Below are 16,287 nucleotides of genomic sequence, written 5' to 3' on the forward strand. Positions count from 1 at the left end.
CTATACGGCCGCCTATGCCCGTCCTTCAAATCGTAGCATCGCTCGGCAACGCGAGAACAGTTACTTTAGTATTAGGCATTCGCGATGCCCGGCCGCCGAAGCGCAAGATAGCGCCGGATCGTGCGGCGTCCAGATCGGCCTCTATCCTCGCCGAAAGGGCGATTACGGCTGAACGGTCCTGATCCGATATCGCTGAACGAGAATTCCCATCGTCAACCGTCGGCTGGATGATGGCAAGCAACCAGGCGGCCCTCGCCAATGCTTTGGAGAAGCGGACGCTCGCTGCGGCAGATCGGGGTGGCAGCCGGGCAACGGGTGTGGAACCGGCACCCCGAGGGTGGGCTCATCGGACTGGGCAGGTCACCCTTGAGCACCAGCCGGCCGCGCCGCGCCCGGTCGATGCTAGGTATCGGCACGGCGGAACGCAGCGCCGCGGTGTAGTGGTGTCTGGGCGCCGCAAAGACCTCGTCGGTCGGCCCGCTCTCCACGATCGATCCCAGATACATCACCGCCACACGGCTCGAGATCTGACGCACCACGGAAAGGTCGTGAGCGATGAAGACATAAGTCAGGTTGAACTCCTCGCGCAGGTCGGCGAGCAGATTGACGATCTGCGCCTGGATCGACACGTCGAGCGCCGAGACCGGCTCGTCGGCCACGATCAGTCGTGGCCGCAGCGCCAGCGCGCGGGCGATGCCGATACGCTGGCGCTGGCCGCCGGAGAATTCGTGCGGATAGCGCGATGCGTGCTGGGGCGACAAGTCGACCCGGCGCAGGAGCTCGGCCACGCGGTCCGCCATTTCCGATGCCGAGAGGCGTTCATGGATGCGGAACGGATCGGCCAGAAGATCGCCGACCCGCCGGCGCGGATTGAGCGAAGCGCTGGGATCCTGGAAGACCATCTGCATCTGCCGCCGCAGCGGACGGAGCTGACGCTGGGAAGCGTCGCTGATGTCGCGGCCCTCGAATTCCAGCGACCCCGAGCTGATTTCGGTCAGACGCACCAGACACCGGCCAAGCGTGGATTTGCCGCAACCGGACTCGCCGACGATGCCGAGGGTCTCCCCGGGCCAGATGTCGAGCGACACCGTATCGACCGCATGCACGGTCCGGCGCCGCGCCGGGAAGATCGAGCGGCCGACGCTATAGCGCTTCGACAGGTCGCCGGCACGAAGCAGCGGACGTTCGCGTGGCATGGCATTCATCGTTGCATCTCCACCACGCCGCCAGGCCTCTGGGCAGCGAATTGCCTGCGCGTAGGCTCCGGCAACCGGCAGGCGGCGCGATGGCTCTCGCCTTGCATGATCGGCAGCTCAGCCAGGCAGGCGTCGTGGCGAAAGGCGCAGCGGGGGCCGAAGGCGCAGCCTTTCGGCAGGTTGGAGAGCGAGGGCGGAATTCCCGGAATGGCAGCAAGCCGGGCTGGACGTGGTCCCTCCATCGGCGGGATCGAGCCGAACAAGCCCCATGTGTAGGGATGCAGCGGCGCCCGGAACACGCTGCTCTTGCCGCCCTCCTCGACAAAGCGTCCGCCATACATCACCAGTACCCGGTCCGCGACTTCGGCGACGACGCCAAGATCGTGCGTGACCAGGATCACCGCGGAACCGAACTGGTCGCGCAATCGTCCGATCAGTTCGAGGATCTGCGCCTGCACCGTAACATCGAGGGCTGTAGTCGGTTCATCCGCGACGAGCAGCACCGGGTTGCAGGAGAGCGCCATGGCAATCACCGCACGCTGGCGCATGCCGCCGGAAAGCTGGTGCGGGTAGCTGTCGACGACCCGATCCGGATTTGCGATGCCGACCGCGTCCAGCAATTGCACGGCCCTCGCCCGTGCCGCTTTCGCCGACACTTTTTCATGCGCGCGCACCTGCTCGCTGATCTGATTGCCGATGGTATGCACCGGGGTGAGCGCCGACATCGGATCCTGGAAGATCATCGCGATCTGGCGGCCGCGAATGGCATCGAGCGCACGTCGCTTGAGCCCGATCAGCTCCTGTCCCATGAAACGGATGGAACCGGAGACTATAGCGTTGGGGCTGTCGATCAGCCCCATGATGGCGAGCAAGGTCTGGCTTTTGCCCGAACCGGATTCGCCAACCACACCGACGATCTCGCGCTGCTCGACGGAGAACGAAACACCTCCCACCGCGCGCACCAGGCCCTCGTCGCTGCGGAAGGAGACGGTGAGGTCCTTGACCACCAGAAGAGGAGCATCAGCCGACATCGCGAGCCCTCGGGTCGATGATGACGAAGACCACGTCGACGACGAAGTTAGCCATCACCACGAAGAAGGCGGCGTAGATCACCGTGGCCAGGATCATCGGCAGATCGAGCGTCTGCAGTGCCTCATAGGTGAGTTTTCCGACGCCCTGCAGTCCGAAGACCACTTCGGTCAGCAGCGCGCCGCCGCCGACCAGGGCACCGAAATCGAGGCCGAACATGGTGACGAATGCGACCAGCGAGGTCCTGAGGCCATGATGTAGCAGCACCCGCCGCTCGCCGATCCCCTTGGCCCGGGCGGTGCGGATGAAATCCTCCTGCATCATCTCGATCAGGCTTGCCCGCAGCACCCGGCCGTAGAGGCCGACATAAAGGGTTGCCAGCGTGAACCACGGGATGACGAGCGCCTTGAACCAGCCCCAGGGATTCTCGGTCAGGGGGATGTAGCCGAGCGGAGGAACCCAGGAAAACAGCCAACTGTCGTGCCAGCGGCTTTGCGTCAGCAGGTTGGCGACCTCGCCCAGCCAGAAGACCGGAATCGACACGCCTACCAAGCTCAGGATCATCAGCGCGCGATCGATGAATGTCCCGCGCGTTGCGCCTGCGATCACCCCGACAATCAGTCCACCCAGCACCCACAGCACTGCCGCGCCGCCGACCAGCGACAGCGTCACGGGAATGGCGCTTATCACGGTCGGAATGACGCGCTGCCCGCGATTGACGAAGGAGGTGAGATCGCGGCTGACGAAAAGCCGGTTCATCATCAGCCCATATTGTACCGGCAATGGCCGGTCGAGACCGAAATCGTGGCGCACCTGGATCAACGTCTCTTGCGAAGCATTGCGGCCGGCAATACGCGCCGATGGATCAGCGCCGGGCGTCGCAAAAAAGATCAGGAAAGCGACGACACTGATGCCGAACATGACCAGCACCATCTGACCAAGCCGGAAGCCGAGCGCGGCAACCACTAGACGCCCCTCGGCGAGGATTTCGGATCGAGCGCGTCGCGCACGCCGTCGCCCAGAATGTTGAGGGCCAGGACCGTGATGACAATGGCTAGCCCCGGCGCCAGTGCCACGACCGGCCGCGAATAGAGCAGGCCCTGGCCGTCCTGGATGATCGTGCCCCAGCTGGCATCCGGCGGCTGCACGCCGATCGACAGGAACGACAGCGAGGATTCCGTCATCATGTTGAGCGCCAGGATCAACGGCACGAAAACGATGATGCGGGTCACCACATTGGGCATGATGTCGCGCAAAAGGATGCGCCAGGGCGACGCGCCTAGGCCGATCGCAGCGGTGACGAATTCGGCATGCATCAAGGTCAGGACATGGCCGCGGATCGGCCGCGCCACATAGGGCACATAGACGATGCCGATGATGAAGACCGGTAGCCACAGGCTGCCGGAGCGGATTTCGAATGGACCGATCTGGATGCTCTGCGCAATCAGCACGATCGACAACGAAATCGCCAACAGGAAAATCGGAAAGGCCCAGAGCACGTCGAGAATGCGCGACAGGCCGATGTCGACGATGCCGCCGAAGAAGCCGGAAACGACCCCCAGGAATGTCGCGAACACGAGGCACAGCACCGCTGCAGCACCCGAGATCAACAGCGAATCCCGTCCGCCGTAAAGCAGCCGCGCCACCACGTCACGGCCCTGGTTGTCGGCACCGAGCATATAGGGGCCGATGCGCCAGGTCGGCCCGATCGGCGTCATGCCGAGGCCAAGGCCTTCCGTGGAGGGCTGCAGCACCGGCTGGGTCACCCCATCGACGACGATCTCGCCATTGAGATTGGTCACAAATGGATCGGTGGCGGAGACGTATCGCGCATAAAGCGGCGCCGCGAGCGAGGCGATCACGATGACGACGAGCACGGCGAAGGCCGATATTGCCGAACGATCGCCTTTCAGCTTGCGCCACGCGGTTCGCCACGGGCCATCGGTGGCCCTGCGAACCGGGATGGCGGGCGGGTCCGCAATGACATTGACCATGAACAGGATTGCCTGGGAAAAATCTCGGCCTGGAAGATGCGCTGATCCGCCGGAAAAGGAAATGCGACGGAGAGCCAGCGGCACTCCGTCGCATTGGCTCCGGTTGGCTATTCCACCCAGGACTGGCTGACGATCCAGTAGAATTGCGGGCTGAAGGTGAAGTTCTTCAGTCTGGAAGAGATCACATCGACGCGCTTTGGCGTGAACAGGACAGCGACCGGAGCCTTGTCCGTCACGGCCTTGTCGATGGCGGTCCAGAGTGTCGCGCCCTTGGCCGGATCGGCGATGGTGGCTGCCTCTGCCTCGTCCATCGATGCGTCGATCGACTTGTCGCAGAATCCCGAAATATTGACCGAGGCGTCGGAGCCCGGCGTAAACGAGGCACAGCTGAACAAGACCTGCAGGAAATTCGATGGCGCCGGGTAATCCTGGAACCATTGCGAGATCGAAATCTGCACCTTGTTGTTGGTGTTCTGGATGTAGGTGAACTGTATGTTCTGCGAGATCGGCTTGACCGACGTCTTGTAGCCAAGCTGGTTGAGCACATCCTGCAGGTAGACGCCGATCGCCTTCGCGACCGTGGTGTCCTCGGTGATGATCGTCACCTCCTGACCTGCGGTTCCCGATTCAGCGACCAATTGCTTGGCCTTGTCCATATCCGGCGCGGACCACTTCTCACCTGGATTGGTGGTGAACGGGCAATAGGCTGCGAATGACGGGAAGCCCGGCGGCAGGATCTGACAGGCCGGCTGCGCCAGATTGCTGCCGCCGAACAGCTTGACGATCGCGGCGCGGTCGATCGCGAAGTTCACCGCCTGGCGAACGCGGATGTCGTTGAACGGCGCCAGATTGGTGTTCATCGGCGCATACCACATCGCCGTCAGCGGGTGAACCGTGACCTGCTTGGCATATTTGGTGCCGAGTTCGGCGAGTCGGTCGGACGGCGGCGGATCGAACATCCAGTCCGCCTGCCCATTCTCGACCGCCGTCACCGCCGCCTCGTCGGTCAGGCCGAATTCATAGTCGATCTCGTCCGGATATCCGGACGGCTGCGCTTCCTTGCTCCATTCCTTGAAGTGAGGATTGCGCACAATCTTCATCAGCTTGTTGGGGTCGTAGCTGGCGATCATGTAGGGTCCGGTACCCGGGATCGGATCGGTGCCGGCGTCCTTGAGCGGCGCGCTCGCCGGCAGGATCGACGCATGTGGAACGGCCAGCTTCTGCAGGAACTCGGCGTCTGGCTGGACCAGGTTGAAGGTAATGGTTCCGGCCGCATCGTCAACCGACAGGCCGCCGTCGAGGGTGCATGCAGCCGGCGCCTTCAAGCACGCATCCGCGCCGACGATGCCCTTGTAGAAGGTCCCGGCCGTCGGCCCGCTGATCTTGAAGATGCGCTGGAACGAAGCGACCACATCTTTCGTGGTGACGTCCGAGCCATCCGCGAATTTGATGCCCTTGCGCAGCTTGAAGACATAGGTCTTGCCGCCGTTCTCGACCTGCGGGAGGCTTTCCGCCAGATCCGCGACGACCTCGAAGCCGGTCTTGTCCCCGGCCTTTTTGTAGGTCACCAGGCCATCGTAGAGGACATAATTGATCTGGAAATACTGCAGCGTGTAATTGATGTGCGGATCGGCGGTGCCTGCGGCGGCATTGGCCAGCAATCGGAGCGTGCCGCCTGGCTTGCCCTCGGCGGCCAAGGCACTGCTTGCCGGCGACATCATCGTCACGCCGAGCAGAGCCAGCCCGGGTATCAACGCTGTAAATGCTTTTTGGAGTCTCATATTTGTTCCCTCATGGAGGCGTGTCGGCTTTTGCCGCGCTGAGCCCGGTCGCTCGACCATCGCGCGGCTAAAAACAGTGCTGGGGTTGCGAACGGCGTCCGCTACTTGGCCCAATCGCAAAAGACTACGGCGAGCGAAGCCGGACGGGATAGCTATTAAGATAGATAGGGTCGGACAGGCTTATCCCGCCTATTTGTTGAGCAGCCGGCCGACATGGCTATTTGACAAGCAATCATCAGCGGGTAAGCTTGCCGGATGCAAAGCCTTCCAGGCGATCTAGAGAGCCGGTTCCGAACTGGAATGAGCATCGACGCTGCCATGGCGGCGGCAACGGAGGTGCTGGAGCCGATCGGTTTCACCGCATTCATCTACGACTATACGCCCGTGCCGGTCAGTCACAAGGGCGACCTTATCACGCCCTCGCTGATGGCTCTGCGCAACGTGCCGCGCGACATGCAGGATCTCTGGTGCAAGGGCGGATATTATCAGCTTGATCCGGTGCAGGAGGCCGCGCTCACCGTATCGAGACCGTTTCTCTGGTCGCACAACGGCGTTCAGAGCACCGTCATGCAGCGCGTGCTCCAGTCCAAGCACGATCCTGTGGTCAGCTATTTGCTTGACACCAGGATGACCTGCGGCGTCACCGTACCCATTCGCCTTGCCGGCGGCGATCTCGCCACCTTCACCGCGATCCGTGCCGAGCCGGAGGCCGGATTCGAGCTCGAAGCCAGACCCTTCATCGCCGAGATCGGCGATCTGGGTCATCTGCTGCATGACTCCGTCTACGCCGGTTTCGACGCCGGGATCCGCACCTGCCAACATGTCCATCTGACGTCGCGCGAACGCCAGTGCCTGCGCCTGGCCGCTGCCGGACTGACGGCCAAGCAGGTCGCGCGTGAGATTGGCCGTGCGGTACCTACCGCAACGCTGCACCTCAACGCGGCGACGCGAAAGCTTGGTGCGCGCAACCGCTTCCATGCCATCGCGCTCGCCGCCCATTACCGGCTGCTCGAACCGGAGCATTGAGGCTCGCGACCTGCGGGCGATCGGCCTTGGCTCGGGCAAACCCATAACCGGCCAACCTATAAATAGTGCTAGCTGTAAATGCGCCGGGCCGCTTAGTACCGTCGGCCGCAAACAAGGCTTGGGAGGGGTGCACCAAAGTGGCTCCTGCCGCGCCATGATGCGGAGCTTGGACTGTGACGGCACATGCGATCACCGAAGGATTTAGCGACTACAAGGGCTATCGCACCTGGTACCGTGTGACCGGGGACCTCGGGTCGGGCAAGCTGCCCCTGGTCGTCGCTCATGGTGGACCGGGCTGCACCCACGACTATGTGGACTCATTCAAGGAGCTTGCCGGAACCGGGCGAGCCGTCATCCACTACGATCAGATCGGCAACGGCAAATCGACCCATCTGCCGGACAAGGGCGGTGACTTCTGGACCGTCGATTTCTTCCTGGGCGAACTCGATGCGTTGCTCGCCCATATCGGCATTGCCGGCCATTATGCCCTGCTCGGCCAGTCCTGGGGCGGCATACTCTCGGCCGAGCACGCCGTGCGCCGCCCTGAGGGGCTCAAGGCATTGATCCTGGCCAATTCGCTGGCCTCGATGGCGCTGTGGGTGGAAGGAGCCCGGCAATTGCGCGCCGAGTTGCCAGCCGATGCGCAAAGTGCGCTCGACCGGCACGAAGCGGCGGGAACCACCGATCACCCCGAATATGTTGCGGCGACGAAGGCTTTCTACGACCGTCATGTCTGTCGCGTCGTTCCGATGCCGCCAGAGGTCGCCCGGACATTTGCGGCAATCGAGGAAGATCCGACCGTCTATCACACCATGAATGGTCCCAATGAGTTCCACGTCATCGGCACGATGCGGGACTGGACCATCGTTGACCGCCTGTATCGGATCGAGGCGCCGACCCTGGTTTTCCGCGGCTTCTACGACGAAGCGACCGAAGCCTGCGTCCAGCCCTTTCTGGATCATATTCCGCACGTTGAAGGCCTGGTCTTCCCGAATTCCAGCCACATGCCGCATGTGGAGGAAAAGCACGACTGCCTCACCGCCGTCGGACGCTTTCTGGCCAAACACGATTGACGTTCCAGCACCCGGCCTTCTGTTCCAACGGATCGTCGACACGGCGCAGTCGTCGTGAAGGCAGGTTCAGAAACCTCGAGCAGCCCGCTGTCCCATGCCTCCGCCGGCGCATTGTGATGCTCCGTGATCGCGACGCCACGCGGAGGCCTAACGTTGCGACGCAGATTGGCATGTCACCGGCATGCCGGAATCAGCTTGCCTTCCCCTGAACTGGCATCCCGTCGCTGAAAACCTGACGGACACGGCGTGGGAGGGGACCCTGTTGCCGGTGGGTACGGAAAGTATCGGACCCAAAGTTTCGCTAAGCAGTTGCAACCGAATTCATTAGCCGGCGTTAAAGTACGGGTGATCTAGCGGGGCATGGGGAGGCTTTCATGCAGACGTATCTCGTCGAGCGCATGGACGGTGACGATGTTATCTCGGTGCGCGTTGTCAACGCGCCGAGTCCGTTCAGAGCCGCAGCGATGATGACGGGCGGGCGTATTACCTTCCGAACGTGGGAAAAGGATTGGATCCGCGTGACCGACGAAAATCGGGGACAGATCTATGCATATTGTTTCGTCCCCGGCAGCTATTCCGACACCGAAGTATCGCCGGTATCGCCCGGGAGAACCACCGAATAGGCAATATGCCCGAATAGCGGCAATTCCGTCTTCGACCCCACCTTGGTCTTCGATCCCGCCTTGGCATGTGTCCGTGTCATGCGCACCACACAGCCAGCGAGCCTGGCATGATTGGCTCCGCCGGCGGCTTGCTTGAGGGAAGATCAGGGCATCATCAGAATGATCGATGAAAAGATTGGGGCGGGGGGCGATAAGTGACCCTAATCTTAGCGTAGGCAACTCATGTCTTCGGCATATTTGGGATCACAAGTCGCGGATCAGGATCTAGCGGTGGATTGTCAGACAACGACCTCCGATAATTGGTCAAGTGTCGCACAATACGCACTGGATCAGGGTGGTCCCGTACTGCGCCCATTTCAACGATTGGGCGTCGATTTTACCAACATTGCGGCCTTCGATCACCTGAGAAATGTCGTCCGCCAGTACCCCGACAAGCTTGCAATCAGCGACGGCGCCAATCGTCTGACCTATTCCCAGCTCCTCCGGTCAGTCGAGGCGCTGTCCCACCAGATCGCGGCGACCGTCCCAGACGGACAGGCGATAGGGATTCTTCAGGCCAACTCGGCCTGGTATCCCATTGCCATGCTGGCAAGCATGACGGCTGGGCGGCCTTCGGTGCCACTCAACGCGCGAGATCCTAGCTCGCGGATCCTTGAAATCGTGGCCGGAGCGCGGCTCTCAGCTGTCCTGGGCGAGGGCAATGTCCGACCCGATGGTTTGCCTCACCGGGTCAGTTGGATCGATGTGTCGACCAGTGCCGCCTCGCCGGCTGGGCAAGTGCCTCGGTCTTATTCCGTCCCGGTCGATGCGCCCGCCATCGTGCTTTATACGTCAGGGAGTACGGGCCGGCCCAAAGGCATCGTTAACAGCCAGCGCAGCTTGCTGTGCCGGGTCCAGCAATACGTCGATGCATGCCACATCAACTCGGATGATGTTTTCCTGCCATTGACGGGACCCGCCACAATCGCCGGGTGCCGGGAGATTCTTGCAGCTCTTCTCACCGGCGCCACCTTGCATCTGGTCGAAGTCGAAGCGGTCGGCTTGCGCGCCGTTCAACGCCTGGTGCGATCCGAAAACGTGACAATCACCTATCTGGTGCCGGCACTGCTTCGCGCGCTTATGGCAGACGGACCTGCAGAAGCGTTCCATTCACTCAGAGTCGCCCGGATCGGTGGCGAGAAAGTGCCCTGGACCGACATCGCCCTGCTGCGCAAGGCCGTCTCCGATACGTGCCTTATCCAGATCGGTTACTCGTCAACCGAGACCACCGGCTCGCAATGGTTCCTGCCGCGAGACTGGCCGGAGCATGGAGATTCGGTTCCAGTTGGCGGACTGCTGCCTGGAATCACCTTCGCAATTGTCGACGAAGCGGGTCGCCGCGTTCAACCGGGCCGCAGCGGAGAGCTTCTGATCAGGAGTCCGTATGTCTTGCTTGGCCATTGGGAGGACGGGGCGGTTGTACCGGCAACATCAGACCCGGACGATCCAGGCCTTCGGATTTTCGCGACAGGTGACCTCGTTCGACTTGATGATCAAGGCCTACTGCACATCGTCGGTCGCAAGGGGCGCCAGGTAAAAATCAACGGTCGACGCGTCGAGCCAGCCGAACTCGAACGGGTGCTGCGTTGTGCACCCTCTGTCGCGGATGCCGTGGCAATCGTGACGGCCGCGAATGAGCTTGTCGCCTTTGCTGTTCCTCGGCGCTCGGCCGAAGCGACCTTTTCGGACGAGCTTCGCCAGCTTGTCAGGACCAATCTGCCGCCGCCGCTGCGTCCCTTGCGGTTGCACACGATCGCCGAGATTCCGCGTCTGCCGAGCGGCAAAGTCGACATCACGACACTTGCAGAGATGGATCTTTCAGCCAGAGAGACAGCGGCGACCGCGCGTCCGCTCGAGCCGCGAGGCAAGCTGACCGCGCAGCAGGTCGTCCAGCGGGCATGGACCAGCATTCTCAATACGCGCGTGGCGGCAGGACGCTGGGATGACGCCGGAGGAGATTCGCTGAAGCTGCTGCACTGCGTCATGGAAATCGAAAGCGCCATCGGGCAGGAACTCGGCCTTGAGGCGTTCACCGTCGGGATGAGCCTGGAGGAAATGGTCAAGGCGGTCGTGTCCGCCCAGGCAGGCGATCAAAGCGAGCGCGCCCAGAAGCACGACCCTCCCATTCTTTTTCTGTTCCCGGGGTCCGTCGGCTATGGCCCGAGCCTTGCTGCCTTTGCAGCAGCGATGGGCAAGGTGACCCGCGTTGCCCCGATCAGGTATCCGGCCCTGGCTATGATACTGCGCGGAAAAGACAGCCTCGCCGATATGGCCGACGCCGCCGTCGACCAGATCCGCCGCGCCCAACCCTCGGGCCATGTACGACTTCTCGGCCATTCGCTCGGCGGCGCTGTTGCCTTCGAAGTTGCGGCGCGGCTGCTGGCAGCGGGGCGAACCGTAAAGTTCCTCGGCATCCTCGACACCAGCCTCGTCGGTGAGCGAAGCGCCCGCTGGGAGACGTTTACGCGCACATTCAATCGAATCCGAACCAACCGCGTGTCCGCTTACCGGATGACTTGCCGCGCCCTTGCGAAAGTCGCCGTGAAAATGCGGCGAGAGGCGCAACTGGTCCAGCTTCTCGACCGCTTCGCTCAAGGACAGTTCAACGCGACGAGCTTTAGAACCAAACTGGAATTGCAAGAGGTTTTGCGCGCGCAAGCCTTCTTCCAGTGGGTGGCCGAGCCAAAGCCGGCTCTGCCGATCACCGGCACCCTGTTCCGCTGTGCTCGACCCGGAATGCCTCTGGCAATCGGCTGGGATAGCGTCTTCGCCCATCTGGACGTGATTCCGATCGTCGGCAGCCACATCGATCTGGTTGTAGAGCCTCACGTCGCCACCAATCGTCCCCTTATCGAGAAAGCGGTGGCGAAAACCTATTCGCCAATCGAGTCTCGCAAACTGGAGTACAAGCCATCGACCTGATCTCAACATTCGGCAAAGACGCGCTGGTGCTCGACGCTGGCGCGGAAGTCGATCGCATCGTCCAGATCTTGCGCCAGCAGGTCTTCGGCACGCTGCGACGTCGAGGGGTGGTTGTCGGCCTCTCAGGCGGCATCGACAGCTCCGTCGTCGCGGCGTTGTGTGTTCGCGCCTTTGGGAAAGGCAAAGTCCTCGGGATATTCATGCCGGAGCGCCATTCCTCCGGCGACTCACTGAGGCTCGGCCGCATTGTCGCCGCACAGCTTGGTATCGAAACGATCCTGGAGGATATAGCGCCGGCCCTGGAAGCGATCGGCGCCTATAGACGGCAGACCGAAGCAATCCAGACCGTCGTTCCCGAATATGGGGACGGCTGGAAATGCAAGCTGGTGCTCGCTTCGGTTCTCGAGAGCAACGGTCTCAACATCACGCGCCTCACGGTCCAGGACCCCGAGGGCAGGACCGCCACGGTGCGTCTGCCGTCGGCAGCCTATCTGCAGATCGTCGCTGCAACCAACTACAAGCAGCGCCTGCGCAAGATGACCGAATACTACCATGCCGACCGCCTCAACTACGCGGTAGCGGGCACGCCGAACCGCCTGGAGTACGACCAGGGCTTCTTTGTCAAACAGGGCGACGGAATTGCCGATCTGATGCCAATCGTCCACCTCTACAAGACCCAGGTCTATCAGTTGGCCGAATATCTTGGGGTGGAGGACGAGGTCCGGCGCAGACCGCCCACCACGGACACCTTCTCGATGGCGCAGAGTCAGGAGGAGTTCTACTTCGCGCTTCCTTATTATCTGATGGATTTGTGCCTCTACGGCTTGAACCATGGGATCGCCGACGAAGACGTCGCTGAGGCAACCGGCCTCACCGTGATGCAGGTCCAGAAGGTTTTCAAGGATATCGACAGCAAGCGGCGCGCCGCACGTTATCTTCACGCGCGGCCCTTGGTGTCCTCTTCAATGGGCGAGGGCTAGGCGATGTGCGGCATCGCCGGAATTGTGTCGCTGAGCGCCGCAGCGGCGCCCCCTTCCAGGGATGCGCTGATACGCATGGCGGGCGCGCTGGCGCATCGCGGCCCGGACGAGCGCGGCCTTTACCGGGACAGACGTGCGGGATTGGCGCATGCCCGCCTGTCCGTCATCGATCTCGCAAGCGGCCAGCAGCCACTCGCCGGCGCGGGCGACACAATGTGGATCGTCTTCAACGGCGAAATCTTCAATTACGTCGAGCTGCGACAAGACCTGGTCGCGCTCGGTTATCGCTTCCGCACACGCAGCGACACCGAGGTCATCGTCCATGCCTATCATGCTTGGGGCGAGGCCGCCTTCGAGCGGATGAATGGGCAGTGGGCAGTCGCCATCTGGGACTCCGTGGCAGGTCGTCTCGTCTTGTCGCGGGATCGGTTCGGCATCTGCCCGCTGCACTTTTGCGAGCATGGCGGACGGCTTTACTTCGCCAGCGAGGTGAAGGCCATTTTCGCGGCCGATGCGGACATACCTCGCGCCTTCGATCCAGCCGGCATCGATCAGACTTTCACACTTTGGACTGTCACGCCGCCACAGGGCGTGTTTGGAGGAGTAAGCGAACTTACGCCGGGGCGCATTCGTATTTATGAAAGCGGCGTCGTCCGGGAGCGGGCTTTTTGGAAGCCTGACTATCCAGAGGTTGACGGACCCGATGAATTCACCGGCTCGCTTGATGACGCGGTGGAGGAAGTGCGCAGCGCCCTGGAAGCCGCGACGGCGCTCAGGATAGTACGCGCCGACGTGCCAGTCGGCTGCTATTTGTCCGGCGGGCTCGACAGCTCGCTGGTCGCCACGCTGGGGAGACGCTTCGCGGGCGAGCGCTTCCAGACTTTCTCGCTGCGTTTTGCCGACGCCGAGTATGATGAGACGCATTTCCAGCGCCTGGTTGCCGGCGTGGCCGGCAGTGACCATCATGAGGTGGTTGTTTCGCGCAGCGATATCGCTGGCATCTTCCCTGAGGTGATCTACCACGCCGAGCGGCCAATCCTCAGGACCGCACCGGCGCCGCTGTTCCTGCTCTCGAGACTGGTGCGCCAGCATGGCATCAAGGTCGTGCTGACCGGCGAAGGGGCCGACGAAATGTTCGCCGGCTACGATTTGTTCCGCGAGGGCAAGGTCCGCCGCTTCTGGGGACGCCAGCCCGCCTCGACGCGACGCTCACGGCTGCTGGAGCGCCTCTATCCCTATCTCAGCCGCTCGCCGGTGCAGCAGCAGGCGATGGCACGCCAGTTCTTCGGGCGCGATATCCACGCCTCTGACGCGCCTGGTTTTGCGCATGGCACGCGCTGGCGTACCACAAGCGCCATCAAGCGGCTGTTTTCGGCAGACATGCGCGCCCAAACGGAGCGCCGCAATGCCGTGTCCGAGCTGCTTGCCCGTCTGCCGGCGGAGTTTTCGCGATGGGGCTCTCTTGCGCAGGACCAGTACATAGAGATTCAGACGCTGATGTCGGGATACCTGCTTTCCTCACAGGGGGACAGGATGCTGATGGCTCATTCCGTCGAGGGGCGCTTCCCATTCCTCGATCATGAACTCGTGAGACTCGCGAATTCGCTTCCGGCCGCCTACAAGCTGCGTGTGCTCGATGAAAAGCATGTGCTGAAGCGCGTCGCGCAACCGATCGTGCCGTCGGAAATCGTCACCCGCAAGAAGCAGCCTTACCGGGCTCCCAACGCGCTTTGCTTCGTCGCAGATGGCGCTCCGGCCTACATTCGCGAAGCACTTTCGGAGGCGGCGCTGCGCGAAGCGAACGTCTTCGATCCCAAGTCGGTTACCCGGCTCCTGAGCAAGTGCCAGGCCAGCGCCGGCGGCGGCGACCTGTCCAACTCCGACAATATGGCGCTGGTCGGGGTGCTGTCGACGCAGCTTCTCCATCGGCAATTTATCGCGAGCCGTCCAAGTGGGGCCCGCACGCTCAAGCTCAGCATCGATATCGACCGCGTGCATCGCGAAGAGGTGCTCGCATGATGCATGGCGCCGTACCGCTCCTAAACGACTATCTCACCCACTCTGCCAGCCGGCTCGGCGGCAAGGTGGCCCTGGTGTGCGGCAATCAACGTGTCACTTATGGCGATCTCGATATGCGTTCGAACGCCATAGCGCACCATTTGACCGATGCCGGAATTGCGCGTGGCGATCGCGTGGTGGTCTTCGCCGACAACACTGTCGAGGCCGTCGTTGCGTTCTGGGCGGTGCTCAAGGCCAACGCCGTGGTGTGCATCGTCAATCCGCTCACCAAAAGCGACAAGCTTGATTATCTGCTCAACGATTGCCGCCCGACGGCATTGATCACCGACAAACACCTGCACTCGATTTTCAGGGAGCCGGCGCGGAATTGCCCATCGTTGCGCCGCATGATCGTCTCCGGGCCGATCGAACGCAGCGATCTGCAAGAACTGCCGCATGCTGTGCGCTGGGACGCCGCGGTCGCGGCAGCCCGCAGCACGCCGCCCGCGCGCCGTTGCATCGACATCGATCTCGCTGCGATCATTTATACGTCCGGCTCGACGGGCGAGCCCAAGGGCGTGATGCTGACGCACCGAAACATGATTGCCGCATGCGCCTCGATTTCCTCATACCTGGCGCTTGCCGAAGACGAGGTGATCCTCAATGTCCTGCCGCTCGCCTTCGACTACGGTCTTTACCAGATGATCATGGCATTCGGCGCGGGCGCCCGGCTGGTGCTTGAGCGCTCGTTCGCCTTCCCGGCGCAGATCCTTGGGCTGATCAAGCAAGAAAGGGTGACGGGTTTTCCCGGCGTACCGACCATCTTCGCCGCACTCGGGGAGCTCAGGTCTCTCAGGGATCAGGATTTTTCGAGTATTCGCTACGTCACGAACACTGCGGCCGCCCTGCCGCTCAAGCACATTCTCCTGCTGCAGGAGCTGTTTTCTGGCGCCCGCATCTATTCGATGTACGGCCTTACCGAATGCAAGCGCTGCACCTACCTGCCGCCGGAGGATCTGGAGCGGAAGCCGTCGAGCGTCGGGATCGCTATCCCCAATACGGAAATGTGGATTGTCGACGAGCATGACAGGCGGGTAGGCCCCGGCATCGTTGGTCAGCTCGTCATCCGCGGAGCGACGGTGATGAAGGGCTATTGGGGCAAGCCGGAGGCGACAGCCAGGAAGCTCAAGCCCGGCCCGCTGCCGGGTGAGCAGGTCCTATACACCGGCGACTACTGCCGGATGGACGCCGAGGGCTACCTCTACTTTGTCGGTCGCGGCGACGAGATCATAAAATCGCGCGGAGAGAAGATAGCGCCGAAGGAGGTGGAAAACGTGTTGATGAACATTGCGGGCGTACGGGAAGCCGCGGTCATCGGCGTTCCGGACGAGCTGCTCGGGCAAGCAGTGAAGGCATTTGTCGTGATGGAGCAAGGAAGCATGATCGGTGAAAAGCAGTTGCAGAAAGAGTGCCAGAGACGGCTGGAAAACTTCATGGTTCCGAAGTCCATCGTCATCGTACCCAGTCTGCCGATGACCGACACGGGTAAGCTCAAAAAAACGGCCCTGTCATGAGTCGGTACCAGGGCGAAGTTGATCAGCATTCATTTTTTGTACCGGAGGCGAA

General features: G+C 62.1%; 12 protein-coding genes. 7 read left to right on the forward strand and 5 right to left on the reverse strand.

The genetic code is table 11. The features are described 5' to 3' along the window. Window positions 1-212: 212 nt before the first annotated feature. The 5 genes from NKH21_RS15540 to NKH21_RS15560 all read right to left on the reverse strand — a co-directional run bounded on the left by NKH21_RS15540 (window position 213) and on the right by NKH21_RS15560 (window position 6,000). Window positions 213-1,205 carry an ABC transporter ATP-binding protein gene (locus NKH21_RS15540; protein ID WP_352661993.1) on the reverse strand — a complete coding sequence of 331 codons (993 nt, stop codon included), beginning with the start codon at window positions 1,203-1,205 and terminating at the stop codon, window positions 213-215. Continuing rightward, window positions 1,202-2,227, reverse strand: coding sequence for an ABC transporter ATP-binding protein (locus tag NKH21_RS15545; protein WP_352661996.1), 1,026 nt, complete (start codon window positions 2,225-2,227; stop codon window positions 1,202-1,204). Before NKH21_RS15545 ends, NKH21_RS15540 begins: the two co-directional genes overlap by 4 nt. After that, window positions 2,217-3,191, reverse strand: a complete 975-nt coding sequence (locus NKH21_RS15550) for an ABC transporter permease (protein WP_352661999.1) — start codon at window positions 3,189-3,191, stop codon at window positions 2,217-2,219. Before NKH21_RS15550 ends, NKH21_RS15545 begins: the two co-directional genes overlap by 11 nt. Continuing rightward, a complete protein-coding gene (locus NKH21_RS15555) occupies window positions 3,191-4,219 on the reverse strand; it encodes an ABC transporter permease (RefSeq protein WP_352662002.1) in 1,029 nt (342 codons plus the stop codon). The genes NKH21_RS15550 and NKH21_RS15555 overlap by 1 nt, the downstream gene beginning before the upstream one ends. Window positions 4,220-4,326: 107 nt before the next feature. Next, window positions 4,327-6,000, reverse strand: a complete 1,674-nt coding sequence (locus NKH21_RS15560; RefSeq protein WP_352865974.1) for an ABC transporter substrate-binding protein — start codon at window positions 5,998-6,000, stop codon at window positions 4,327-4,329. A gap of 300 nt (window positions 6,001-6,300) precedes the next feature. On the opposite strand from NKH21_RS15560, the gene NKH21_RS15565 reads away from it, so the two are divergent. The 7 genes from NKH21_RS15565 (at window position 6,301) to NKH21_RS15595 (ending at window position 16,235) form a co-directional block, all read left to right on the forward strand. Beyond that, entirely contained in the window at window positions 6,301-7,026 is a 726-nt protein-coding gene (locus NKH21_RS15565; RefSeq protein ID WP_352865977.1) for a LuxR family transcriptional regulator, read from the forward strand. A 173-nt stretch (window positions 7,027-7,199) separates the two neighbouring features. Continuing rightward, window positions 7,200-8,099, forward strand: a complete 900-nt coding sequence (locus NKH21_RS15570) for a proline iminopeptidase-family hydrolase (RefSeq protein ID WP_352662011.1) — start codon at window positions 7,200-7,202, stop codon at window positions 8,097-8,099. 374 nt (window positions 8,100-8,473) lie between these two features. Next, entirely contained in the window at window positions 8,474-8,722 is a 249-nt protein-coding gene (locus NKH21_RS15575) for a hypothetical protein (RefSeq protein ID WP_352662013.1), read from the forward strand. 222 nt (window positions 8,723-8,944) lie between these two features. Then, on the forward strand, window positions 8,945-11,683 hold the full coding sequence (locus tag NKH21_RS15580; protein WP_352662016.1) for an AMP-binding protein: 2,739 nt from the start codon (window positions 8,945-8,947) through the stop codon (window positions 11,681-11,683). After that, on the forward strand, window positions 11,680-12,663 hold the full coding sequence (nadE, locus tag NKH21_RS15585) for an NAD(+) synthase (protein ID WP_352662392.1): 984 nt from the start codon (window positions 11,680-11,682) through the stop codon (window positions 12,661-12,663). The genes NKH21_RS15580 and nadE overlap by 4 nt, the downstream gene beginning before the upstream one ends. Window positions 12,664-12,666: 3 nt before the next feature. Beyond that, window positions 12,667-14,682, forward strand: a complete 2,016-nt coding sequence (asnB, locus tag NKH21_RS15590) for an asparagine synthase (glutamine-hydrolyzing) (RefSeq protein WP_352865981.1) — start codon at window positions 12,667-12,669, stop codon at window positions 14,680-14,682. Next, complete coding sequence (locus tag NKH21_RS15595; RefSeq protein ID WP_352662022.1) at window positions 14,679-16,235, forward strand: class I adenylate-forming enzyme family protein; 1,557 nt, start codon at window positions 14,679-14,681, stop codon at window positions 16,233-16,235. The genes asnB and NKH21_RS15595 overlap by 4 nt, the downstream gene beginning before the upstream one ends. Window positions 16,236-16,287: the final 52 nt, after the last annotated feature.

Source organism: Mesorhizobium sp. M1329, assembly GCF_040318035.1.
In the GTDB taxonomy this organism is placed as follows: domain Bacteria; phylum Pseudomonadota; class Alphaproteobacteria; order Rhizobiales; family Rhizobiaceae; genus Mesorhizobium.